At 53.8% G+C, this 22,127-nt stretch carries 14 protein-coding genes, 1 tRNA gene and 5 pseudogenes; 10 read left to right on the forward strand and 10 right to left on the reverse strand.

From position 1 onward, the window contains the following. Positions 1-339: 339 nt before the first annotated feature. On the reverse strand, positions 340-1,830 hold the full coding sequence (locus G0P99_RS15210) for an amidohydrolase family protein (protein WP_164131305.1): 1,491 nt from the start codon (positions 1,828-1,830) through the stop codon (positions 340-342). A 206-nt stretch (positions 1,831-2,036) separates the two neighbouring features. Here G0P99_RS15210 and G0P99_RS15215 point away from each other — a divergent pair, with 206 nt between their 5' ends. Further along, positions 2,037-3,050: an AraC family transcriptional regulator gene (locus G0P99_RS15215; protein WP_164131307.1), complete on the forward strand. Its 1,014-nt coding sequence runs from the start codon at positions 2,037-2,039 to the stop codon at positions 3,048-3,050. Between the two features lie 727 nt (positions 3,051-3,777). Continuing rightward, positions 3,778-3,969: a hypothetical protein gene (locus G0P99_RS15220; protein ID WP_164131308.1), complete on the forward strand. Its 192-nt coding sequence runs from the start codon at positions 3,778-3,780 to the stop codon at positions 3,967-3,969. Between the two features lie 226 nt (positions 3,970-4,195). Here G0P99_RS15220 and G0P99_RS15225 read toward each other — a convergent pair whose 3' ends face one another. Both G0P99_RS15225 and G0P99_RS15230 read right to left on the reverse strand, forming a co-directional pair. Then, positions 4,196-5,428: an NAD(P)/FAD-dependent oxidoreductase gene (locus G0P99_RS15225; RefSeq protein ID WP_164131310.1), complete on the reverse strand. Its 1,233-nt coding sequence runs from the start codon at positions 5,426-5,428 to the stop codon at positions 4,196-4,198. 512 nt (positions 5,429-5,940) lie between these two features. After that, on the reverse strand, positions 5,941-7,611 hold the full coding sequence (locus G0P99_RS15230; protein ID WP_164131312.1) for an adenylate/guanylate cyclase domain-containing protein: 1,671 nt from the start codon (positions 7,609-7,611) through the stop codon (positions 5,941-5,943). A gap of 277 nt (positions 7,612-7,888) precedes the next feature. Between G0P99_RS15230 and G0P99_RS15235 the strand changes: the two are divergent. Beyond that, positions 7,889-8,532, forward strand: a pseudogene (locus G0P99_RS15235) (tyrosine-type recombinase/integrase). A 141-nt stretch (positions 8,533-8,673) separates the two neighbouring features. Here the strand turns inward: G0P99_RS15235 and G0P99_RS25065 are convergent. The 5 genes from G0P99_RS25065 to G0P99_RS15260 form a co-directional block, all read right to left on the reverse strand. Further along, positions 8,674-8,922 carry a helix-turn-helix transcriptional regulator gene (locus G0P99_RS25065; protein WP_164131314.1) on the reverse strand — a complete coding sequence of 83 codons (249 nt, stop codon included), beginning with the start codon at positions 8,920-8,922 and terminating at the stop codon, positions 8,674-8,676. Between the two features lie 318 nt (positions 8,923-9,240). After that, positions 9,241-10,473 (reverse strand): NAD(P)/FAD-dependent oxidoreductase, encoded by a 1,233-nt coding sequence (locus G0P99_RS15245; protein ID WP_164131316.1) that lies wholly within the window; start codon positions 10,471-10,473, stop codon positions 9,241-9,243. Positions 10,474-10,950: 477 nt separating this feature from the next. Continuing rightward, on the reverse strand, positions 10,951-11,910 hold the full coding sequence (locus G0P99_RS15250; protein ID WP_164131317.1) for an alpha/beta fold hydrolase: 960 nt from the start codon (positions 11,908-11,910) through the stop codon (positions 10,951-10,953). Positions 11,911-12,017: 107 nt separating this feature from the next. Beyond that, positions 12,018-13,817 (reverse strand): adenylate/guanylate cyclase domain-containing protein, encoded by a 1,800-nt coding sequence (locus G0P99_RS15255; protein ID WP_164131319.1) that lies wholly within the window; start codon positions 13,815-13,817, stop codon positions 12,018-12,020. A 559-nt stretch (positions 13,818-14,376) separates the two neighbouring features. After that, entirely contained in the window at positions 14,377-14,532 is a 156-nt protein-coding gene (locus G0P99_RS15260; RefSeq protein WP_239059834.1) for a DUF1194 domain-containing protein, read from the reverse strand. 259 nt (positions 14,533-14,791) lie between these two features. On the opposite strand from G0P99_RS15260, the gene G0P99_RS15265 reads away from it, so the two are divergent. From G0P99_RS15265 to G0P99_RS24810, 4 genes and pseudogenes are all read left to right on the forward strand, one after another. Continuing rightward, a tRNA-Gly gene (locus tag G0P99_RS15265) sits at positions 14,792-14,865 on the forward strand. A gap of 576 nt (positions 14,866-15,441) precedes the next feature. Beyond that, positions 15,442-15,651, forward strand: a pseudogene (locus tag G0P99_RS24520) (transposase); the annotation flags it as partial. Positions 15,652-15,693: 42 nt separating this feature from the next. Continuing rightward, positions 15,694-15,954, forward strand: a pseudogene (locus G0P99_RS24525) (transposase domain-containing protein); the annotation flags it as partial. 55 nt (positions 15,955-16,009) lie between these two features. Further along, positions 16,010-16,336 (forward strand): annotated as a pseudogene (locus G0P99_RS24810) (transposase); the annotation flags it as partial. A gap of 53 nt (positions 16,337-16,389) precedes the next feature. Here the strand turns inward: G0P99_RS24810 and G0P99_RS15280 are convergent. Next, on the reverse strand, positions 16,390-17,028 hold the full coding sequence (locus G0P99_RS15280; RefSeq protein ID WP_164131325.1) for an acyl-homoserine-lactone synthase: 639 nt from the start codon (positions 17,026-17,028) through the stop codon (positions 16,390-16,392). Between the two features lie 107 nt (positions 17,029-17,135). Here G0P99_RS15280 and G0P99_RS15285 point away from each other — a divergent pair. Together G0P99_RS15285 and G0P99_RS15290 are read left to right on the forward strand one after the other, a co-directional pair. After that, positions 17,136-17,553, forward strand: a pseudogene (locus G0P99_RS15285) (transposase); the annotation flags it as partial. A gap of 54 nt (positions 17,554-17,607) precedes the next feature. Further along, positions 17,608-17,826 (forward strand): hypothetical protein, encoded by a 219-nt coding sequence (locus tag G0P99_RS15290; protein WP_164131326.1) that lies wholly within the window; start codon positions 17,608-17,610, stop codon positions 17,824-17,826. Here the strand turns inward: G0P99_RS15290 and G0P99_RS15295 are convergent. Continuing rightward, positions 17,823-18,737 carry a hypothetical protein gene (locus G0P99_RS15295; protein ID WP_164131328.1) on the reverse strand — a complete coding sequence of 305 codons (915 nt, stop codon included), beginning with the start codon at positions 18,735-18,737 and terminating at the stop codon, positions 17,823-17,825. The two genes, G0P99_RS15290 and G0P99_RS15295, sit on opposite strands and share 4 nt — an antisense overlap. A gap of 639 nt (positions 18,738-19,376) precedes the next feature. Between G0P99_RS15295 and G0P99_RS15300 the strand changes: the two genes are divergently transcribed. After that, the gene (locus G0P99_RS15300; RefSeq protein WP_164131330.1) at positions 19,377-22,046 is read left to right on the forward strand and encodes a calcium-binding protein; all 2,670 of its coding nucleotides are present in this window, start codon (positions 19,377-19,379) and stop codon (positions 22,044-22,046) included. Positions 22,047-22,127: the final 81 nt, after the last annotated feature.

Raw genomic sequence — 22,127 nt, forward strand, 5'->3', positions numbered from 1 at the left:
AACTCTACGAACAGAGAGGTTTTCGGCCGTTAATCCGCCTGAACATTAAGAGCGATCGGCTGCTTCGGGCTCGAAGCGGCCCAATGCGACCGCGGCACGCACCTTGGCTCAGACCGCAGGAAACCGGCCGTTCGCCACAAACGCCAAGCCATTGATCTTTGGCCTTGCCCGTGGCACCCGAGACATTCACGCTTCGGCAGGCGACGTTAATGTCAAACACCGCGAATACGGGCTCAGAGCCCTATCCAGACCTTGGTGTTTCATGCAGCACTGGTCGCTGTGCGCGGAAAGCGATGTTATAAACTCAGGGTACATTCGCACCCTGAGTTAGCTTTAAAATTACAGCGCAGTTCGACCTCTTCCCGCGTTACTTGGCGTTACACGCATTTCAGGAGCTGGCCGGTAAGTTGGATCAGAGTGTGGCACAGTGGTGTTTTTGTACAATTCACCGTCTTTCATGATGAGCTGCAACTTATCCTCATCTTCAATAATCTTAATGTCCTTCGTCGGATCGTTGCTCCACAACAGGATATCAGCGTAAGCGCCCTCTTTTATTACGCCCAAAGGTCCCTCGCGATATGGGTTTCTGGCGGGGCCGGACATTTCAAGGACGATGCCTGCATTTCCCGTAGCATGTCGCAGCGCCTCAATCGGAGTGAACTCGAACAACTCCACCTCGATGGTGATGTTTTTCTTCGTGATGGGCCACTGCTCGGCGAACATGTCGGAACCGCTGACGATGAAGACATCATGCTCGCGCGCCCATTTCACCATTTGCAGGGTACCGGTATGAACCGACTTGGCCTTGCGGATCTGCTCAGGGGTGTACCACGGAACACTTTCCGGGTTTGCAAAGGCAACTCCAGCCATATAGCCCTGTAGTGAAAGGATAATATCTTCTTCCGCCATCCGTTTGATGGTTTCTTCCGAAACCAGAAAGTTATGCTCTATGACTTTAACACCCGCATCAATCGCACGGTTGACAGCGTCGTCACGGTAGGCATGGGCTGCGACGTAGGTTTTGTTGTCCTCGGCGATCGCAACGGCAGCCTTCATCTCGTCGAACGTAAGACTGATGACTTCAAGCGGGTCAAACTCCGTTGATACGCCTCCACCCGGCATGACTTTCAGGAAAGCTGCACCCTTGCGAAAGTTCCATCGTGCTTGCTTGATAACTTCGTCTACCGTGCTGGTCGTCGCAAGGTTGCCCATCAACACCGATTCATCCGGACCGAGGTGCTGGTTCCAACCGCCGACATCACCATGCCCGCCAAGAGGCCCGATCGGCGGCCCCGCTGAGTATATCCGTGGGCCCGTCATCCAGCCCATTCGCACGCCTTTGGCAAGCCCGAGGGAATTACCGCCGATATCTCTCACGGTCGTGATGCCCTTCATCAAAAGGTGGGCATACATGTTCTGGGCAGCGATGGCTCCGGCAGTGGCGAAATCGATATCTTCACCCGTCGAAAACAATCCGGATGGTCCGCCCAGCATCAGGTGCTGGTGCATATCGATGAACCCAGGGGTCATTGTGCGACCAGTGCCATCGATCACGATCGCGTTGTCCCCAGCCGTCAAGCCGTTGCCGATTTGTTTAATCAGATTGCCTTCAACGAGCACATCCTGGGCTTCCGACACCGTATCGCTGTTTCCATCGAAGATCCTGACATTCTTAATCAGGACGTGCGCCGTTTGGCTTTCTTCAGCAGCTACAAGCGATACCGTCAGCATCGTGATTGATGCAGCAAGAATAGTATTTCTCAAGAATCCCAATTTCTTTCCCTTTCCTTTTCTGGCCCTTGCCAAGCGTAACTCGCGCAGAGTCAGCATACTGCCTGTCCCGCTGGCCAACTCGCGTGAGCATCAAGCCTGTTTTCTAAATATGTCAGACGCTGAAACAGCTGGCGTGTCATTTGGAGTCGGTGCCAAGGATTTTTGCGCCAAAATGACACTTGAAAGCGTTATTTTGTTTCCAGCGCCTTGAACTGACCGACAGATGCCGCATCGTTCGAGGGCCGGTTGGCACAGGAGTCGACATGACCAAACGTCTTCCGCTCGCGAAGCTGAGCTTGTTGCGCCCCTTGATTACTGCGCTTAGCGAACGTGGGGTCGACCCAGAAATCGTGCTCGAGAGAGTTGGCCTGACCGAAGGCGCGGTGTTGAGCGGCGACGAGGCCGTGCACATAATGGTGGTCCACCAGTTTCTCGAGGCTTGTGCCGAGGCGGTGGAAGATTTGACTTTCTGCGCTTCTGTCGGCTCGCGTCTGGACCCAAGAGGCTGGCCAATGATCGAATCTGCGCTCTCTGCTGGGGGCTCGTTGGCCGATTTTCTCTCGACCTTTATCAGCCGAGCGAACGAGGTTACCAGCTCGGTGACGACATATCTGGAAATCAGAGGAGATCAGGCAATTTACGGTGAAACTCGTCTTTTTCGCCCAACAATTTTGCCGGCACAGAACGATGGTTTCATGGTGGGCCTCAGCCTGGGAATTCTCAGGCGTGCCGTGGGCGACCGGTTCGACTCCGGCGAAATGACCATTGTTCTCTGTAATCCAGACGTACTTCCTGCCAATTTTTCGAAATTCAAACGGCTCAAGGGCGATGAGATGGGCTTCCGATTGAAGTTTCCCTCCAAATGGCTTGTCCATTCTGTCGATCGCAAGGTCTTGGGAAACTCAGTTGGGACATGCGATCAAACAAACGAAGTGAGCCGCTTCCTCGCCGACTTCCGAGCTGTAATCGCGCATAGGATCGGCCAGGGAGGTCTCAGCGCCAATGACGCGGCAACCCTCGTGTCAATGAGCCGAGCAACTTTGGCTCGACGTCTTGCCAAGGAAAAAACCAGCGTGTCGGATGAACTACGCCGGGCGAAGATTGCTTACGCAAAGGACCGTTTGCGAACGAGCGGCGACACCGTAGACGAAATAGCCGGCGCGCTCGGTTACTCCGATCGCTCGAACTTCTCACGCGCATTCCGAGAAGCCGTGGGACTCAGCCCTCGAGCTTTCCGATCACGGATCGACGTGAACAGAACTGGTCCAGAGACGTGAAGAAATCTTTCAGATCTTTGTTGTTATTACGAAGCAAATCTATTGACCTACGCCTATCAGTGACAACATCCCGGCTAAGCTACGACCGCCAGAGCCGCGAACTGCAAACGGCAGCCATTTGAACACAAACGCCAAATGGCAGAAAAGTCCGCATCTGAGGCATAGGAACCTGGTGCAGCGAACGGCCGGTTAGAATTCCTGCTTGTTCGACTGTGCTCAATGACAATTCCGGAGAAGGAACGCGCTGCAATGCCGCGTCGGGTTCAATGCTCTTAGGCGGACAAGCTTTTGCCAGCACCAGGAAGCAACGATGATCCGTGGCACCAATTTTCGCTGCAATATGAAGGACTTCGCTCCCTCTTGCTTCCACAGTGCTTCCACGGGGACCATCAACGAAAACGCCGCCCCACTGGGGCGGCGTCTAAGCTTTTGGAAACGCGTATAATTTTGGTTGCGGGAGTAGGATTTGAACCTACGACCTTCAGGTTATGAGCCCAAAGGTGAACGATTCCAATAACTTAATGAAAACAATCGCTTGCGCGATAAGGCTTTGTTTTGGCGCGACTTTCACCCTCGCATTCGTCAGCAACAGTTCGGATTCACATGCAAAGTCAGCGCAAAGCCCGCAGTCGCAGGTTGATGTGGCGTTGATGTAAATAGCCCCCTGCCTGGTCTATGATCACCTCATTGTGAGAATGAATGGAGCAGGTTTCGAAGCAACGGCTCTTTGCTGACTTTCATCACAGGCCGCGACGCCGCGATGCAGCTCACGCATTCCGGCCGTTCGTGCATCTCGCAGCATTTTTTCGACGGCAATGACCGGATCGCGGACGAAGCAGACGTCCGACGCAAGCACAGGATCAAACTTTTAGTCAGGCCGAACCGCGAAGGTTTGTCGACCGCAGAGGAAAGGATTTGACGGAATTTTCTCTTGGTGAGACTCTCGTGACTCGCAGCGCCGGTATCAAACAGCAAACCGGCTTTGGCGTCTTGTCAGTCAGAGGCCAACCTGCCCAACATCAACGCCCTTGTCGAGGCCATGCGTCGGGCGAGCAAGGAATAGACGGAAAAACGGGCATTGAGCGCTATGCGTACAAAAATGCCGAACGCTGCGAAGAGGCGCCTGGAACATGACACGGGAAAGTCTAGTCGCCTCGCAGGAATTCCTCGATGTGATCTGCCATGCGCACGGCGTCCATCTCGGCCGCAAGGATCGTCCCCGACCGCCGTGAGATAGAATAGGGCACGCCCGCTATGCAGAGACCGGGCACTCGGGTTAAGCCTCCGGTCTCGACAGGCGCGCCGCGATCATCGAGCGCCCCCGGCACGCGCAGGAAATGGTAGTCGCCGCGGACACCGGTGCACCAGACAATCGCTCCGAAGCCCTGGGACAGATCGAGTTCCCGTATCGGCACCGACGGCAGTACCGGCTCAACTGTTTCGGCCGGGTCCGGTTGCGCTGGTGGAGCCTTGACGCCATTTGCCGCGAGCCAGGCGTCGATCCGCGCCTTGAGGTCCGAGGCCGTCCTATCGCCATGGCGGATGTTTTCCCGCACGCCGTCATCGAACCGCGCGATCTCTCCCTCGATCCCTTGGAGACGCCCGAGCAGCACAACGCCGAGGGCGCTGAGGGACTGCAGGCTGATCGTATGGTCCGCACCGACAAGGCCGCGAGTCGCAATAGGCCCGGCTTGCAGCAGTTCTGTCCTGGGAATGTCGAGGATTCCTGTATCGACCATCCACGCCAAGACGTGGCGCCCGCGGTATTGCTTCACCAGGCGCGCCACCCGGCTGGTCGAGAGATAGACCGTCCGGCCGCCGAGGGCGAGGTCCTCGGCAATCTGTCCGCCGGACTGGGCGCATCCGACGACGAGCACCGCACCCTCCGGCAGCGACTGGGGGTCTCGGTAGTTCGTCGTGTCGAACTGCGCCACGCCGGCCGAAACCTCCGAAGCGAAAGGCGGGATGACGGCCACGTTCTGGTCCCCTGTTGCTACGACAACGCTTCGGGCGACGAGAACCTCGCTGTCCACCTCCAGCCGGAAGCCCGTTTCGTGCGGCTCAACGCTGTGAACCGTCCGTCCACACTGAACCGGAAGCTCCTTGCGACGGACATATCTCTCCAGCATCTCGATGAACTCGGAGATCTGCATCGCACCGTCGGGATCGTCGCTGGTGTCGACGTCGCCCGGCATTACCGTCTGGTACCTAGGTGTATTGAGAAGGAAGGACGCCCAGCGCTGCGTTCGCCAGGTCTCGCCGATACGCGCGCGCTCGAACAGGACATGGTCGATGCCGCGAGCCTTCAATTCCGCGCTTACGGAAAGGCCTGCCCAGCCCGCACCAATGATGACGCAATCGAGCGGCACGCTGACCATTTCATGCCCCACTAGTTTGGCGGAAAAATACTTCAGAAACGCAAAAAACTGAACTGATCTTGGTCCGGTCTTTTGCCAAACGTCACTTTGGACCGATTTTTGGGCTTGGAGCGAGCGCCGATACCGTCAGCCCTTGTCTTCGAAGACCGCTTCGGGCTCGAGGCAGTCATTCCGTCGCTGCACGCCCATTGACCGCTTTGGATGGTCCAACGTCCTGAAGTCGATCCATCACTCTGAAAAGGTTGAAGTGCCCGCCTGTCGTGAATGACGGCTTTCGGAGCTCCCTTCGAGCCTAGCCCGCTGCGCCGCCGCAAGTCGGCTATGAGCCCCTACCAGACCTTCGTGCACGGCGCAGCATTCGACGGGATGGGCGGACACCGGCCATTCTCTGCGACCGCGAGAAACCCGAGTCGAAACGGCGAAAGCTGCCGTTCAGTCCGGGCTTCAAGACCATTTTCTGAACCGGACCTTCGCTGCGCCGGTTTCGAGCGTCTCACATGCGGACCTGGCCGTCATTCGACAAACCGCAGCACATCACCAGAACCAGGGGCCAACGCTTCTCTTAACCACAAGTGAGTGTCAGGCAGTATCGGTTCTTGGACGAAAAAGTTCTCAACGTCTTCTAGCTGAGCCGCCAAAGCTTCTTCTTTTCGGGCTTCATCGTGGTGTCCGAGTTGCCAAAGCGATAGGATAAGCAGCTTACGAAAGCCCCGAACGCTTGGCTTCAGGTCAATCATCTCGCGCAGAGTGGATACTGCTTCTTCGTAATCCGCACCACAATACTCGGCCACAGCCAATTGTAGTCTGCGGTACGTCCAGAACGGGTCATTTCGAAGTTCGGTACCCTTACGTATTGCGGCGGCTGCTTTCTGATACTCTTGAGACAGAGTATATGCGTAACCCAGCCCTATATGCGCTTGCGGATAATTCGGACTGAGATTGTAACACGCCTTCGCGTCTGACATCACTTTAGTGGGGTCACGCTCGGTCAGGCTTCGAAACATGCATCTTGCAAAGAACGCGAAGTCGCTTTGCGGCAATAACTCGACGGCAAGATCAAGCGCACGCGCAAGCTCGTCCAAAGTTTCGCCTTCAACAGCTTCGAACCGCACTTTGTATCGCTGGAGCACTCCAATGGCCCACATACATTGGCTCATACCGTCCCTAGGGCTCAGGCGTCTGGCGCGGTCCAACACAGATACGCACCGTTCAAGATCTGGTATCGTGCATTCATAAAAGAGGCCTGCCGCACGGGTGCGCAATTCTGAAACGCTTAGATTTTCGTCGGGGATTTCGCCAATGCGGTTGTTGTCTAGTGAGTTGACGAACAACCGCAACTTTGCGTCAACTTCCGCAGCCACTTCATCAGTGAATGCAAAAAGATCAGTAGCTTCATCCTCAAAAACATCCGCCCAAACCGTTGTGGCGTCGTCAAGAAGCACCAGCGAGAGATTGACCCTTGCCCGGTTACCCGACCGGCGGAACCTGCCGCGAAGGTTGTAAGTTGTTCTTCCTGTCGTGCTGACGGACATGTCGCGCACCTTGATCCCCGTACGCCGGGACAATCCGTAGACAATCTGCTCGTGCAAATCCTCAGCGGCAGCCTTGGTTTCTTCGTCAGGTGGTGCGGCTACAAGCCTTTCAACTCCTATAGTAGGCACCTCGTTGGAGCGGCTGCTGACGGTCAATTTATCTGGCCGCCACTGGAAGCACTGAATAGGGCGAGGGATATTCTTTAACTTGAAACTGCCCGCATCCGAGAAACCCGCGCATTGTTTTTCGGACAGCTGATTGTAGACCTCGGCGGAAATCAGAACGCCCCCAGGCGGTGCCTCGGTCTGCAGACGACAGGCAATGTTTATGCCTGTTCCGTACAAGTCGGTTTCATCTTTTACGATATCACCCATATGGATGCCCATGCGCAGTCGAGTGTTCGGGTGTTCCGCAAGGCCGCTCTGCACTTCCAGAGCCGCCAGAACGGTCGACGCGGCATTTGGATAGGCCACAATCCAGCCGTCACCCATCCGTTTTAGAACTTCACCTTCATACTTTGCGACAATTGGCTCGAAGAGTTTGTCACGCAATTCATGGATCAAGGCGATTGCACGGCTTTCGTCCTTCGCCATCATTAATGAGTAATCCACCAGATCGGCTGCTTGAATGAACGCAAAACGGCGTGACATTTTGTTTCTGTTTCTCCCAAAATACTCTCAGGATGCCAAGTTTGGGTTTTGCAGAATGGCGGTTCTCAGCTCTCCGAGCCTTACTGGTCATAGGGGCGTTGTCAAACCTAATGGGCTCAAGGAGTGCGGCCGTTCTGGGCTCGAAGGAGACCTCTGCGACGCAGCATCGGGTAGAAGAGCGTGAATTTCTGGACCGGACATTCGGCTGGCGTATGAAAATGGACTGGCCGGCGCGGTGTCGGTGCATGGGCTGGGAGGGCCGGTTGGAGGCTTTCACATGTCCAAACACAACCTTCCCGTACCGACGCCCAGGCGGGTCCCATGGAACAAGGCTCGACTTGTCGGCCAGAAGCGCCCGCTTCAGCCGAAGCAGGTCTGGGCGATCCGTGCCCGCATCGAACTTGCAGGCAACCTCCGCGACCTCTGGCTCTTCAACCTCGCGATCGACAGCAAGCTCAGAGGCTGCGATCTCGTTCGCCTGAGGGTCGCCGATCTCGTGGTCGGCGGCGCGGTCCGCGACCGGGTTGCGACCGGGTTGCGATCATCCAGCGCAAAACCGGGCTCCCGGTCCAATTCGAAGTGTCTGAGAACACGAGGGCGTCTGTCCTGGACTGGGTGAACGCTCCAGAGATGCGGGGCTGTCCGGTACTGTTCCCGAGCAGGTTCCACGACTCGCCACACCTCTCGACTCGGCAATACGCCAGGCTGGTGAGAGACTGGGTCTGTGCGATCGGCCTTGATCCCTCGGGCTTTGGCACACATTCGCTTCGTCGGACGAAGGCGGCACTAATCTACTGGAAGACCGGCAACCTTCGCGCGGTGCAGCTCCTCCTTGGGCACACCAAAGTCGACAGCACGGTGCGATACCTTGGCGTCGAACTCGAAGACGCGCTCAGCATCGCCGAACGAATCGATATCTGATCGCGCGGGCGGACGGCAACAGCCGTCCGCCCACCACAACCGGTCGTCGGCGCTCTGGACCATTGAGGACGGCTCCGAGGCCAGAGCAGTTGCTCGTTGATATTGACTGATGTTAATTTTGACTATCAGAGCTTGGCGCTCTTACTTGATGCCCTTGGCGGGTTCTCCGGGAACGATGTCTGATACAAGACAATCTAGTGTCCAGCACAATTTCGGCAATTCTTCAGCATAGAGGCGTAACCTTCCAAGTTCGATCTGGTTAATGCGGTGGGAGCTACCGTGCCCGAGAGCCTCGGCTAGTTCCTGCTGTGTGAGACCGATCTCCAAACGGCGCTTTTTAATGCGCGCACCAATCTCACGTCGCTTCCCCGTATATGAATCATCAAACATGATTTAATGAATGTATAAAATTGACCTTACGTCAATAGGGTTTTTGCTCACTTACATTTTTCCCCTCTGGCCCCCGTACCTGGGTGAAAGATCTGCGGGATATCTGGCCATTCGCAGGTTCGAGAAAGACGGCCGCAATGTCCGCGAATGGTTTGCTGCCCGCAACCAATTCGCCATAATGTTCGGCGAACGCTTCGACGCTTGAGTATCTGAAACCGCATGGGCCGGGACAGATACACAGAGTTCAGGACACTCCCGAGCCCAGAGCCGTTGTTCGAATAGTTTCGGCTACTTCTACTCCGTGCACATTTGGGCGCATCAACTGGCCGGTTGGTCAAGAAGGTGTCTGACAACGTACTCAGCGTCTTTGCCTACTCCAAAAAAGAGCCCCGATCCCTGTGTCTCCATCCAGTGCAAACCGCAGAAGTAAAGTCCGGGCACTTCAGTTATTCCACGCTTGTAGCGCGGGTAACCCCGACCATCAAAGACCGGCAAGTTCACCCATCCAAAATCGTAATGGAACCCGGTCGCATAAAGAACCGTGGAAACTCCAGCCTCCACAAGGTTGAGCAGTCCATCCGAGGTCGTTGGCTCCCACTCAACAGGAACAATATCCTCAGTTGGCGCATCGAGCCCATTTTCCTCAATAAACTTATCAATGCCGTCCATTTCAATCCGGCAAAAGTCGTCAACTTTGTCCAGAGTTTCATCCAGATCATCCGAAAGAACCAAGGAACCATTTTCGACGCCCAGCACCTTTCCATGCAATTGTACGCCATCGAGGGCCATCTGGCGCAAGTCTATGGTGTGTCCGCCGTCACGACCTGAAAGATGTGGATGCGCTTTGAAGCGGATGTCTGTTCCCTTGGGGTGCTGATGGACTGGCATCGACATGTAACCAGTTACAAGATCCCAATCGAGAATATCACGCCCTCGGTACCTGCGCGGAATACGTCCAGCGTTGCCTACCGCTAGATGTACTTTTCTACCAGCTCGGTGCAGGTCCTCGGCGATCTGGCAGCCCGACTGCCCGCTGCCAATAACCAATATGGCGCCGTCGGGCAGTTGGTCCGAGTTACGATAATCTCGCGAGTGCAATCTCAAAACATCGTCGGGCAGGTCCTCATGCCAGCTTGGAATATTCGGATGCTGGTGCGTGCCGACTGTGAGCACTATGTTCTTCGCATAAAGTGTTCCTTCCGAGGTCACCAACTCAAATCGTCCGATTTCTTCGGCCGTTGAGATTTTCCTGACTTCGACGTTCGACCTATACGGAGGATCGAAGCTTGCAGCGTACCGCTCAACATAGTCGACGATCTCATCACGCCCCATGAAACCGCTGGGGTCATCGCCATCATAGGGAAACCCTGGAAGTCTGCAGAGGTGATTTGGTGTAACGAGACAAAAACTTTCCCAGCGGTTTCTCCATGTGTCGCCAATCGCGCCTCGATCAAGTACGAGGTGTTCAACTCCGGCATTTTTAAGATGCCAGCTGACTGATAGACCAGCCTGCCCGCCGCCAACGACAATAGTATCGAATACCGAGTTCATATCATGTCCCCTAAATTTTGGGTAAAAGACGCGCTAAGCATAGGAGCAGAGTAGTCGAGTCTTCTCAATATATCCCAGTCTCGACTATTTTGGGACACGCTGTCTTTCATCCAAGCTGTTTGAAAGAGTGACTGCTTTGTCCGCATCTTCCCAGTTCGGGACCAGCGCGGCGAATCGCCGGTGTCCGCCCTTCGCGACGGCTTCTGCGAAGATCACGAACGTCGTGGATGGGCTCGAAGCGGCCCAATGCGACCACGGCACGCACCTTGGCTCAGACAGCAGTAAACCGGCCGTTCGCCACAAAAGCCAAGCCATTGATCTTTCGCTTGCCCGTCGATCCCGAGACATTCGCGCCTCGGCAGGCGACGTTCATGCCAGACGTTGCGAATTCGAACTCCGAGCTCTGAGCGGACTGGCACAATTCCCTTGGCAGATGGTGGAATTGCCGCCGCCCTGTCTCACGACAAATGGCCCGGTTCACTGCGAAGAGGGCGTGACGCTGTTTGCCGTAATATGTCGAGTGATGGCTTCGTTGACGTCGTTGGCATGTGTCAAAGGGGCCATGTGACCGGCACCTGCTATTTCAATCAGCCGGGCGTCCGGTAGAAGCTCGAAGAGCAGAGAAACGATCTCTTTCGCGGTCATTCTGGTTTCTGTCCCCTGGACAAGAAGTGTTGGCACGGCAATCTGTGAGTAGGCCTCGGCCGGAGTTTCTTCTGCGAATTCTGATGCCCAGAACTGAGCGACCGCCGGCATTGTCTGAATGATTGCCTCGCGACGTTTGGAGGGCATGTTCTGCCAAGCTGTTTCTCCAATCCAGTATGGCAAGAAGGCTTCCGCGATTTCTGCCGACCTTCCCTGCGAGACCGCGATAATGTGCTTGGTTCCAAGCTTCTCAGCTTCCGACCAGGCCGGATTACCCAAGACACGAAGCAAGTGCATCAACGTCGGTTCGATCAGCGTCAAGCTCTGCAGTGACTGCGGGTTTTGCATCGCATATCGAATGGCAACCGCACCTCCATGCGAATGCCCAACCAGGTGAAATGGATCGCCAACGAACTCTCGGATTTTTTCGACGATGGCTGCATAATCCATTAGCGTCGGGGGCGCGAGTTCTGTCCATGCAGATGATGCACCATGTCCGTATAGATCCGGTGAAACGCTGTGGAATTGCGGTTCTATCGCTTTGGAAAGAGTGCCCCACTGACGACTGCTGCTGCCGCCTCCATGCAGCAGAACGACCGCCTCGCCCTGTCCGGCTTCTGCGTAGTGTATCACACGGTTCTGGATCGAGAATTCAGCCATCACTTTTCCCAGGGCGAATATTTTCCTGCATTCATAGCACAGAAGCGGCGGCATCAACAAAATGTCGACTTGGTCCGCCTCTCGGTCATCCGGCGCGATTTCGGAAAGGTCTTCAAACGGCAGATGCAACATCTCTTGCCGAAATCCGTGCTGTGACGACCGTCGAGAACTGGCTGGTGGGAGAGACCCATCATCTGACGAAAAGCCTCGGATGCCCCAGAACGGCCGATTGCAGACGATTAATCCGGCAATCCGACCTTTTGCAGAGCGGTCGCGATGCGTTTTCGCATTTCGGTAGTTTGGTAGGGTTGACGCTCGACATAATCAGAGATCCGGAAATCGGGCTTGATCGACAAGATTATCTCAGATGACTGCTGGGCTTTTTGAATGTCGTCCCTAAGCGCGAAGTCCGAAGTTCTCGTGACATAAGCGTCCAGGTATTCCGGAGCCATGCGTATCGCTTCTTCTGCGGCTGCTATTGACAGGTCAAAGTCCCCGTTGTCTCTGTAAGCTACCGCTAGTGCACCCAGTTCCAACGGCATTGGCCCCGCCAACCGAAGCGCAATAGCACTGCGGATATTGCGAATGCCGTTCTTCGGTTCTCCGATGTAAGTTTCCGTTATCCCCAATTGGCTGTGCGCAAATGGGCAACTCGCACGGTAACCGACAGCGATATGGCACAGCCTATTGGCGTCTCGATGTCTATGCTGTTCCAGAGCGATAGCCCCGAGCACTGAATGGCCCAGCCCGTTGTTGCCATCTTCAAGTGTAAGCGCTCTACGTGCCCATTTTTCGGCCTCAGCAAGTGTTGCATTGGCATCGGAGGACCACCCGCGTCGGGCGGCATAGAAATGCATGACAGACAAGTAGCAAGGGCCGATTGCACTGTTTGGATGCGCCGTCGCCAAGGATTCGAAATGCGGCACCGCCTGCGCGTGGTCCGCCTTGGTCATGCGATAGAAATAGTTTATTCCGCGCAGAAAGTGCTCCCAGGAGTCCGATCCGTCGAGCCCACCGGTGAAATCGCGGGCCATATGACCGCCGATCAATTCCACGCTTAAAGCGCCTGCGATATTACGCGCGATTTCGTCCTGCAAGGCAAAGATGTTGTCGAGGTTTCGATCATAATTCGATGCCCACTTTACCGTGTTTTCCTTCAAATCGGTGACCTGAACATTCACCCGGACTTTGGAGCCAGCCTGCTGAACCGACCCTTCGACAGCGTAGCGAACAGGCATATGCGCCAACGCCTGCGATGCAGTAACGGTCGCATCGCGATACCCAGCATGGCCGCAGGCATTGACGAAGAACATGTTTGGCAACTGCACGAGAAGCGTTTGCAGCCCAAGCGATATACCTTGCGCAACGAACTCGCTATCCTGGGTCGTCGACATGTTTCGGAACGGAAGGATCGCGAGAGATGGCCGTTCCGATGAAAAATCGCAATACCTCAAGTCGAAAGCAGGGTCATCGGGCGGAGGCTCTTTGATGGCTTCGGCGCTAACAGGTCGCCGTGCAGCAGCAGAGCGAACACGGTATGCGCGTACAGGATTCTCGATGTTCTTGAGCGCACGTTCGCCGAGATCCTCAACCGCCAGTTGGATACGGTCGCCCAGCTGCTGCTTCGCTGCTTCCGAAATGCAGACACCGCCCGGATCCGCTATGGCTTCCAGCCGCGCAGCTATGTTGACGGCATCGCCGAAAAGATCCTCTCCGCGCACAATCACATCGCCAATATTCAACCCCATTCGCAACTCTATGGGGCACGCTGCGTGCCTTGTCATATTCCACTTGTTCAACTCAAGCTGAACGGCGATAGCAAAACGCATGGCGGCCAAGATACTGGAAAACTCGAACAGAAAGCCGTCGCCCATGGACTTGAAAAGACGTCCGGAGAAGTCGTCCGCTTTTGGCAGCAATATCCGCTCGCGCAACTCCTCAACAGCGGCAAGCGTGCCGTCCTCATCCGCTCCCATCAGCCGCGAATACCCTGCGACGTCCGCTGCCAAGATTGCGGCCAATCTCCTAAATGTTTTCATTGACATCCCATCCTTTCCGAGCGGCTGGTTGCCTGATCAGGATATTACCAGACCTTGCCAAATTGCCGGAAAGAAAAGGATGTCTGCCTAGCAGTTCACGACAACCATGTTACATTCGGTGATGGGACTGCATCCGCTTCGGAGCTGGCGCAGCCAGTTCCGTTTGTTTTTCAAGAGATGAAATTGAAGCTAATGCAGCGCGCAGATCGCCAACCTCAAATTGTCAAAGATTTTAACTACGGCTTGTTTGCACTGCGGGCTTTTACATGCGCTGATGGCGCTGCGTTGCGGCCAACGGCGGTTTTGTCCGCATGTGAGACGCTCGATACCGGCGCAGCGAAGGTCCGGTTCAGAAAATGGTCTTAAAGCTGGACTGAACGGCAGCTTTCGCCGTTTCGACTCGGGTTTCTCGCGGTCGCAGAGAAAAGCCGGTGTCCGCCCAAAGAGCAGAATGTGGCACTTGGCTCTGAGCTCTACTATGAGCGAAAAGAGAAACCTGAGCCCTTTTACAGAGTTCATGCCCTTTACCGCTCAGCGGATACCGGCGGGCGCGAGCGGATCACTGATAACCGCGGCGCTGAATGTCCAGCTCGTCGGATGTCATGGAACGGGACACGTCCACGGCGAGGATCAGCTCGACATCGACCTCAACCATCTGCAGTGCCGCCAAAGGCAAGGCGCAGAGGGCAAAACAAAGTGCAAACAGGTGACGCATGCGGTCATTGCGCCAGAGACAAGCGATGCTGTCCAGTCTCCAATGGGAGCGAATGACAGCAAAAAGAGAAATGAGATTTAGGGCAGGCGGTGGTTTGGCGTCCTTGAGCAGGGTAGGGGGCTCGAAGTCTCGTTGGCTGCCCCTTTTGCCTCTAGCGGTTTTAAGTCAAGGACATGCAGGTCTTTTCGAAGCTTGCAGGGAGTTTGTCGTTCCTAACTTGACGCCCGAAAATCAATGGAATAGTACCGGTGAGCGTCGAGCGGGCGTTGTGTAATGGTAAGACCCTTGCCTTCCAAGCAAGAGATACGGGTTCGATTCCCGTCGCCCGCTCCAAAAAATCTTTTCCGACACATTGCCTACAATTTGTCCAATCATTTTCCACTATGGTATTGATATGTATACTTTTTTCGGGATTTAAGCTGTAGTCTTCCAAGCAAGAGATACGGGTTCGATTCCCGTCGCCCGCTCCATAAAGCCCCCTCAACACATTGCATTTACTGCAAAAAAATCAGGGGCAGCGTGGCTATCCCCCACTTTATCCGCCACATGACTGGCGTTAGGCCGTGTGCCCTTCGATCATCGCGGCCATGTCCTCGACCTCCACTATGTGCTCACGCTGGTTCCCCGGAGGATGCTGACAGTAGGACTTTCTAATCATCAAGGATGGTTGTGCCTTAGAGAATCTTCCCAATGGCTCGTCGCTTCTCTGAAGACGCAAGGCTGCATGCTTCCCGAAGAAACTCTTCATCATTCGAACCGGGAGCCAACAAATTCACAAGCTCGGTGGGACCCACGCACAACGCCACTGCGATTTTCGCACATTTAGGATTGAGCTACCCCCCGAAATTCGGACACTGACGTTGGCTACGAATTGCGGACTGCTGATCTTCGACGAGAAGGAGATCAGAGATGTCGAAACGGAAGCAGCATTCGCCGGAGTTCAAGGCGAAGGTGGCGCTGGAAGCGCTGAAGGGTGAGCAGACGGTTTCTGAGCTGGCGAGCCGGTTCGGGGTTCATCCGACGATGATCCACACATGGAAGAGGGCGTTGCTGGAAGGTGCGTCTGGTGTGTTCGAGCGCGTTGGCAGGAAAGCCCCGGAGATCGACGAAGAACAGGTCAAGGAGCTGCATGCCAAGATCGGGGAGCTGGCTGTGCGCCCCTATCTCGACCACGGCATCCTCGAACTCAACAACAACGCCGCCGAACGCGGCATGCGCGCCATCGCCCTCGGCCGCAAGAACTACCTCTTCGTCGGCTCGGAAGCGGGCGGCAAGGCCGCCGCCATCGCATACACCCTGATCGAAACGGCCAAGCTCAACGCCATCGATCCCCATGCCTGGCTCGCCGACACACTGGCCCGTATCCCTGATTACAAGATCACAAAGGTCAATGACCTGCTGCCCTGGAAATGGCGCGGGTAGCGGTCAGGCCGGACGCTTACCAATTTTGGTTACAGTTTCCAAATCGAATCCTTGGCTGGGAGAGGAGTGTGTTCACCCGCCAACCTACGGGACCGGGAAATGGCCAGCCTACAATGAAGCGCTCAAGCGCGGCGGCTCGCTAACGATCTATTGTCCCTGAGATGAGCTAGGATGCCGAGCCCACAGATCGACATGACCGCCAGCAGACCGACAACGATACCGCCATTCAGACCTGCCGGACGAAGTTGATGCTGTTCTTCAGCAGGTGACCGAGTTCGTCAAGAGCCTGCTGCGGCTGGTTGACCTCGACGGGACGGTGCCTGACTTCAGCAGGCTGTCTCGCCGCCAGAAGATCCCTGCTGTGAACATCCCGTATCAAGGGCGCGGGCGATGGTTGCTTTCAGGGTCGGTCAGGTTTTCCAACATGTCAGAGTGCTACGCCAAGCGGAGTTTCCGTTGCATGCTATTTCCCCCGAAGGCTGTTTTGAACCATATGCGCGACAGCTCTCTAGACACTCCGGCCCGCTTGGCTACACGTTCACAATCTGCCGGAGAGTATGGCCATACGCCAACATAGACGCGATCGCGCCCTTCACCTCCGCAGCCTATCACATTCGGAGATGAACCGATCAAGCGGTAGATGCGAATCATCCTCTCGTCGAATACACCCGCAATGTGGGTCAAACCGAATCCATTCATGACCTCGCCACCGCTCAGCATGATGGCGCCAGCGACAATTGAAGTGGCCCTACGGGACAGGCAAAACCGCGTGACTTCCCAAATTTTCTGGCTTCTTATGGGCTTGCCGCCGATGATATGACCAAAGACATCGTTGATCATGACAGGGCCGGTCGTAGGAAGGAAGCGCATAGAACCGCCGTGAGTTCCGTCCGGCTCTTCCCAGATGACATAAAGTGGATTCAGATCGTCATAGAGATCTTTCTCCTCTCCAGCCTCATTGATTTGGACATCCCAACCAAGACGCGTTTTGAATTGGTCAGCACGGTCTTGGTACATGGATGTAGCCAACTTAGGGAAGTGTCTTAACTCGTCAGCGTAAAGATACCGTAGCATACTGCTCACCCCAATCTTTGCGATACCGCAAACCGGGTTAAGCACGAATGGTTAAAATTCTATCAGCGCACTATTCGGTAAGCTCGGTTTTTGTAAGCTTTCCAAACCTGCATGCCGCCACCGATGCCAAGGGGCGGCCCCCGAAGTTCTTCATGACAGCAGGCCAGGTCAGCGACTACACCGGAGCCGCCGCCCTGCGGGGCAGTCTGCCCTCTGCCGACTGGATGATCGCGGACCGGGGTATGATGCGGACTGGTTCAGGGAAGCGTTGAAAGACAAAGGGATAAGCCCCTGCATCCCGGGCCGAAAGTCGCAAGGCAAGGCCGTCCGCTACGACAAGAGCCGTTACAAGAGGCGTAACCGCCCCTCTCGTGACATTGCTGCGCAATGCACTGCCGGGCACTGATCGAGATCATGTTCGGCAGATTGAAGGACTGGCGCCACATCGCGACCCGCTACGACAGGTGCGCCAAAACCTTCCTCTCGACAGTCGCCCTCGCCGCAACCGTCATCTTCTGGTTTTGACGCTCAATGAGGCTGGAGCCTAAGCTTTCTTGGATGGGAGGGGTGGAGAAACGCATGAAGGCAGCGAAGTTCACGGAAGCCGTCATCCTGAAGCCGGGCGCCAGCCATCACGATCCAGTCCTGCAGATTCTCGCCGATGGTCTACGGACTGCTGATCAACCGCCTAAGGTTGTCATCACGGCGGCTACCCGCAAGCCTGCCCCAATCGCAAACGTATTGCGCAAAGCTCGTCGGAGACGGCTGATAAATTTACTTGGAAAATACAGTTTCTAAGCAAAGGAACCCATTTGAATGCTAAGGTTACTAGTAAGTATCGGAGACCCTACCCGATCATCGAATGTTACTCTGACGTCACCTGTATCTTCCGTCTGATAACCGATGGTGCCATTGTCTATACGGGCGACAAGTTTAATTCTCCCGAAATCATTCTCATCATCTGGCTCACCATCGTTGCGGTACAAGAACCCACCCTCTTCTGACCACGAGTAATCTTCAGGAAACTGTTCGCCTTGAGGCACAAAATAGATGTTCTGCCCTGTATGAACACGTACACTTGAAAACGGTTCATTGGACTGAAGCTCTTGGTATGGGGCCGACAAAACATGAAGGCTTCCACTGGCGTCGTCTGGAAAAGCTAGATCAATTTCGCTATCCGCTCCCCCGTTAATGGTTGCCACGCTAGAATCTAAACTCCAATCGGACAAAGGGGTAGGCAACGCCTCAACGTCTTCAATGGAAACAACCTCTCTATTTGTTGATAGGTTTTCTGCGTCGGGGCATACGGCAGGGTCATCAACAACGTCTGAGGAAAATGGAACAGGGTCCGTGACACCTTCATAAATGGGTTGATCCATAGAAGTGATGTCGATCCTCTGAGCACTCTCATTATCAGGTATGTTGTTTCGGCCCGAGATCTCTTCAAATGGCATATCTGGTGAATTGGGTGAGGCAACATCAACTAAATCAAGTAAGTTCACGTTTCCTGCATCCAAGTGTTCGCTTTCCGCTTCCTCCTCTATATCTTTCTCAAATTCTCTTTCTGTGCTGTGTGAGTCAGAATCATTATCCAACAAAGATACTGCGGCAATTGCCGCACCAAAAGTCGCCAACAATCCGAAGAAAAACACCGGCCATACCCCTTTAAGCTCGTGGCTAGAGTAACAGCTGTAGAGTTGTTCGTCCAAAGGAATGTCATTACAATTTATCTAATTATCTGGAGCGGGATCGCGGGCTTTGATGTAGACACAACCGTTTACCACACCAAAGAAACCGAAATCCTGCTGGGTTGCTGTTGACGGCATTCAGACGTCGGGTTACCCCTCCGTCCATCCAGTCAAATCGAACTACACGCGAATAAAGTTGTTTTGTTATAACGAAACCTGGATGTCGCTGCGCCACGAAGTGGCGGTATATAGAAAAGACCTCACTCAATCTCAAGAGTTTGAAGGGTTCTCGCGCAATCATTAGCAGTTGCGTTTCGCGAATAAAGTCAAAGTAACGCCGTATCTGGTGTCAGCCCGAAAGTGATCTTCCGACTTCGAGAAGAAACGGCAAAAATTCACCAGACCTATGTCTGGAAGAGAAAAAGTCGTCTCGAACATCGCTCCCTCTTCCACGATGTGAGTGGAGCAACACAATAAATACAAACCCACCAAAAGAAGAAAACATGGAAAGAACTAGAGAAAATTCGAAAAGTTAAATTCTTTAAAAAATTAGACATCAAGTAAGCAAGAAGGTCAAGATTCTGCCTGGATTTTGCCGCCCGCGCCTCAAACCAGCAAAACAGAAACGGACTAACTCTGTTTCAGTTGGCGGTAAGCAGCATGCGGCTCTCGATATCGGAAGATGAGAAGTTCTCCGAAAAGAAAATCACAAGCGAATTGTTTGGGACAAATTTTGTCACTACATATGACTTCGAGTTTGTGAACAGTGAGGAAAACATCCAAGCTCTAAGAGGCTTGGGTGTGAAGACTCTTCGGTTTCCAGGCGGCTCTGTTACAGAGCAGGATTTTACAGAAGCAGCGGTTCGTACGGGAGATTGGAACGCCAGTTCTTATATCAATGATGACGGGCACGTTAAATCTTTAATTAGCTTAAATGATTTTTTTTCCGTCGCATCCGAACTGGCCACCGATGTTCAATTGGTCATCCCAACAAGAATAGCCTTTGCGCAGACGGCAGGGCAAGCGCTGGCCGTTGGCAACTATGGTAGTCGAACGGAGTTGGACCCAGGTTACTTTGAGAGGTTGCGAAATTTCGTCGAAGCCGCAATGCATGAGGCCCACATAAAGGGAGTCAGAATTTCAAGATTTGAGATTGGAAACGAATTCTGGGGAAGTGGGGAAATGTCTGCTGGCGAGTATGGTTATTTGGCCGCCGAAATTTCCTCATTTCTCGGGAGGGAATTTGAAGACATCGACATAATTGTGCAGGTGGCATCGTCTGCGAATATGTACAGTCCAAACAGCAGTCGAACCGTGTGGTTGGAACCGGAGGAACATGGAGATTATGACATATATATTCCTTCCGAAGTTGATTTGAGGAATGGGTTGCCGGAGGGGTGGGTTACCGCAACTATGCCAGGTTTCGGTAGCGCTCGGTCGCAAACGACATCAATTGCGGCTGCTATTAGAGATGACCCCTTTGCGGCGGAAGCTATTGATGGAATTGTTGACCATACATACTTTAGTGGTGGCTTTGCTGGTATCGATAGTGCAAAGGATTATGCGCTAAGGAATATATATAGTATATTTACTAGAGAGTCGGGTATCAGAAATCCAGAATATCACATATCCGAGTGGAGCGCTCGAAACCCTCATTTTACAAATCAGAGCGATAATGTTGGAAACGCGAATGGTCTTCAGTACGCACATACGACGATAGAGGCCTTCTTTGAGTTGGCGTCAAACGGTATTGATGGGGCCAGTTTTTGGCCGCTGACGTTTGGAAATCCGAGCATTGGGTCGAGGGTGTTGATTGATACGTCAGATGGTGATCTGACATTCGGAGGGGTGGCGTTTCAATGGCTTTCTGAGTCCGTAGAAGGCCTCGTTCCCATGTTTGATTTCGAGGTAAACGATCAAATTGACCTGCATGGATTTGGTAACGGTAGTCGATTGACTATATTCGTCGCCGAGCGCAGTGGTGAGAATAGGTTTAACGAGTTGGGTCGTGGGGTGACCATAGATTTAGGAATGTTCGATGTTGGTGAACGTTACCTGATGTTGGTCTCCCGTCTGAACAGCAGCGATGGGTCGCCTGATAATGTTAAATCCGATCCTGTGGTAACGATAGAGAATGGTAGTGTTCAGGGAGGGGATTTAGTGATTGAGCTTAGTTCTTGGGAAATTCTTAGAGTAGAACTCTGGGCAGTAACCGAACGAGATGATGTCATACGCGCAAGTGACGTCGATGATGTGTTTGAGGGTTTGTCAGGTAATGATTATCTCGAAGGGATGGGTGGCCGTGATCTGATTGATGGTGGTGCGGGGAACGATACAGTTCTCGGTGGGGGTGATGAAGATTCAATTTGGGGCGGGGGTGGGAATGATGAACTTTTGGGAAATGACGGTGCGGACAGGATTCATGGTGGATCGGGTTGGGATACAATTAGAGGTGGGCTCGGCGACGACCAAATTCTAGGCAATTCGGGTGACGACTTTTTGTTTGGAGAGGAGGGGAGTGATTCAATTTCACTAGGAAAGGGTGCAGATGTTGCTTGGGGCGGCTCGGGTGATGACACGTTTATGTTGTCGGTAGATGCGGTTTGGTCAGAGGGCTTCTTTGCATCTAATGTTTCTCCTTCAGAGTTTTCGCCGTCGGAGGAGAGGGTCAGTGTTGACGGCATGAATCGTTTTTTCGACGTTGTCTTCGGTGGTGCTGGAGTAGATCAAATAAAACTGACGAATGGAGATGATGCGTACTTTTTGCACGATGATTTTTCGAATGTTATTTCTGGTTTGGATTCTTCGTCACCTATTTCTCGCCTTACTGATGTGGAAGTGATTGATGCTGGAGGCGGAAACGATCTCATAGATCTTACGAGCCATTATTTGCCGGGGATTGAAGGTTTAGAGGTGCATGGAGGCACCGGAAATGACACACTTTGGGGATCGGTGGCAGGGGAGATGCTTTCCGGAGGGAACGGTAACGATATTGTTTTCGGTGGTGCTGGAAGAGACTCTTTGTTTGGTGGTGAAGGTTCCGATGTTTTTGTTTTTACCGAAACATCAGGAGAAAGTGTGCTTTTTGACTTCGATCCATTTGAGGATCGCCTCGTGTTCTTAAATGGAAGTGATTGCCACTTCCTTCGTTCGAGTTTAAGTTTGGTCGGTGACTATATTGAGATCGACTATGCGGCAGAGCAAGATGGAACGGTCGAGGGACAATTGAAGATTTCTGTTTCAAACTCAACGAAGCAGAGTGTAATGGAGGTCGGCATCAACCGAGTGGAAATTGATTTTGCTTTGCCCCCGGAAGATTGGTTCGGCTGAATCTTAGGGTCAGGATTCATAACCAATAGATGACGGTCGCGGCGAGGGCGATGGCCGATAGGAACAACTCGGGGCATCGGT

The sequence above is a fragment of the Ruegeria sp. PrR005 genome (assembly GCF_010500245.1).
GTDB classification, from domain to species: Bacteria; Pseudomonadota; Alphaproteobacteria; order Rhodobacterales; family Rhodobacteraceae; genus Ruegeria_B; species Ruegeria_B marisflavi.

What these genes read in the sequence shown, in the direction of transcription:
- G0P99_RS15210 (WP_164131305.1), bottom strand. Translation starts at nt 1,830, where the DNA reads ATGCTGACTCTGCGCGAGTTACGCTTGGCAAGGGCCAGAAAAGGAAAG.
- G0P99_RS15230 (WP_164131312.1), bottom strand. Translation starts at nt 7,611, where the DNA reads ATGTCACGCCGTTTTGCGTTCATTCAAGCAGCCGATCTGGTGGATTAC.
- G0P99_RS15260 (WP_239059834.1), bottom strand. Translation starts at nt 14,532, where the DNA reads ATGCGTCACCTGTTTGCACTTTGTTTTGCCCTCTGCGCCTTGCCTTTG.
- G0P99_RS15300 (WP_164131330.1), top strand. Translation starts at nt 19,377, where the DNA reads ATGCGGCTCTCGATATCGGAAGATGAGAAGTTCTCCGAAAAGAAAATC.
- G0P99_RS15215 (WP_164131307.1), top strand. Translation starts at nt 2,037, where the DNA reads ATGACCAAACGTCTTCCGCTCGCGAAGCTGAGCTTGTTGCGCCCCTTG.
- G0P99_RS15250 (WP_164131317.1), bottom strand. Translation starts at nt 11,910, where the DNA reads ATGTTGCATCTGCCGTTTGAAGACCTTTCCGAAATCGCGCCGGATGAC.
- G0P99_RS15255 (WP_164131319.1), bottom strand. Translation starts at nt 13,817, where the DNA reads ATGAAAACATTTAGGAGATTGGCCGCAATCTTGGCAGCGGACGTCGCA.
- G0P99_RS15225 (WP_164131310.1), bottom strand. Translation starts at nt 5,428, where the DNA reads ATGGTCAGCGTGCCGCTCGATTGCGTCATCATTGGTGCGGGCTGGGCA.
- G0P99_RS25065 (WP_164131314.1), bottom strand. Translation starts at nt 8,922, where the DNA reads ATGTTTGATGATTCATATACGGGGAAGCGACGTGAGATTGGTGCGCGC.
- G0P99_RS15280 (WP_164131325.1), bottom strand. Translation starts at nt 17,028, where the DNA reads ATGCTACGGTATCTTTACGCTGACGAGTTAAGACACTTCCCTAAGTTG.
- G0P99_RS15290 (WP_164131326.1), top strand. Translation starts at nt 17,608, where the DNA reads ATGAAGGCAGCGAAGTTCACGGAAGCCGTCATCCTGAAGCCGGGCGCC.
- G0P99_RS15245 (WP_164131316.1), bottom strand. Translation starts at nt 10,473, where the DNA reads ATGAACTCGGTATTCGATACTATTGTCGTTGGCGGCGGGCAGGCTGGT.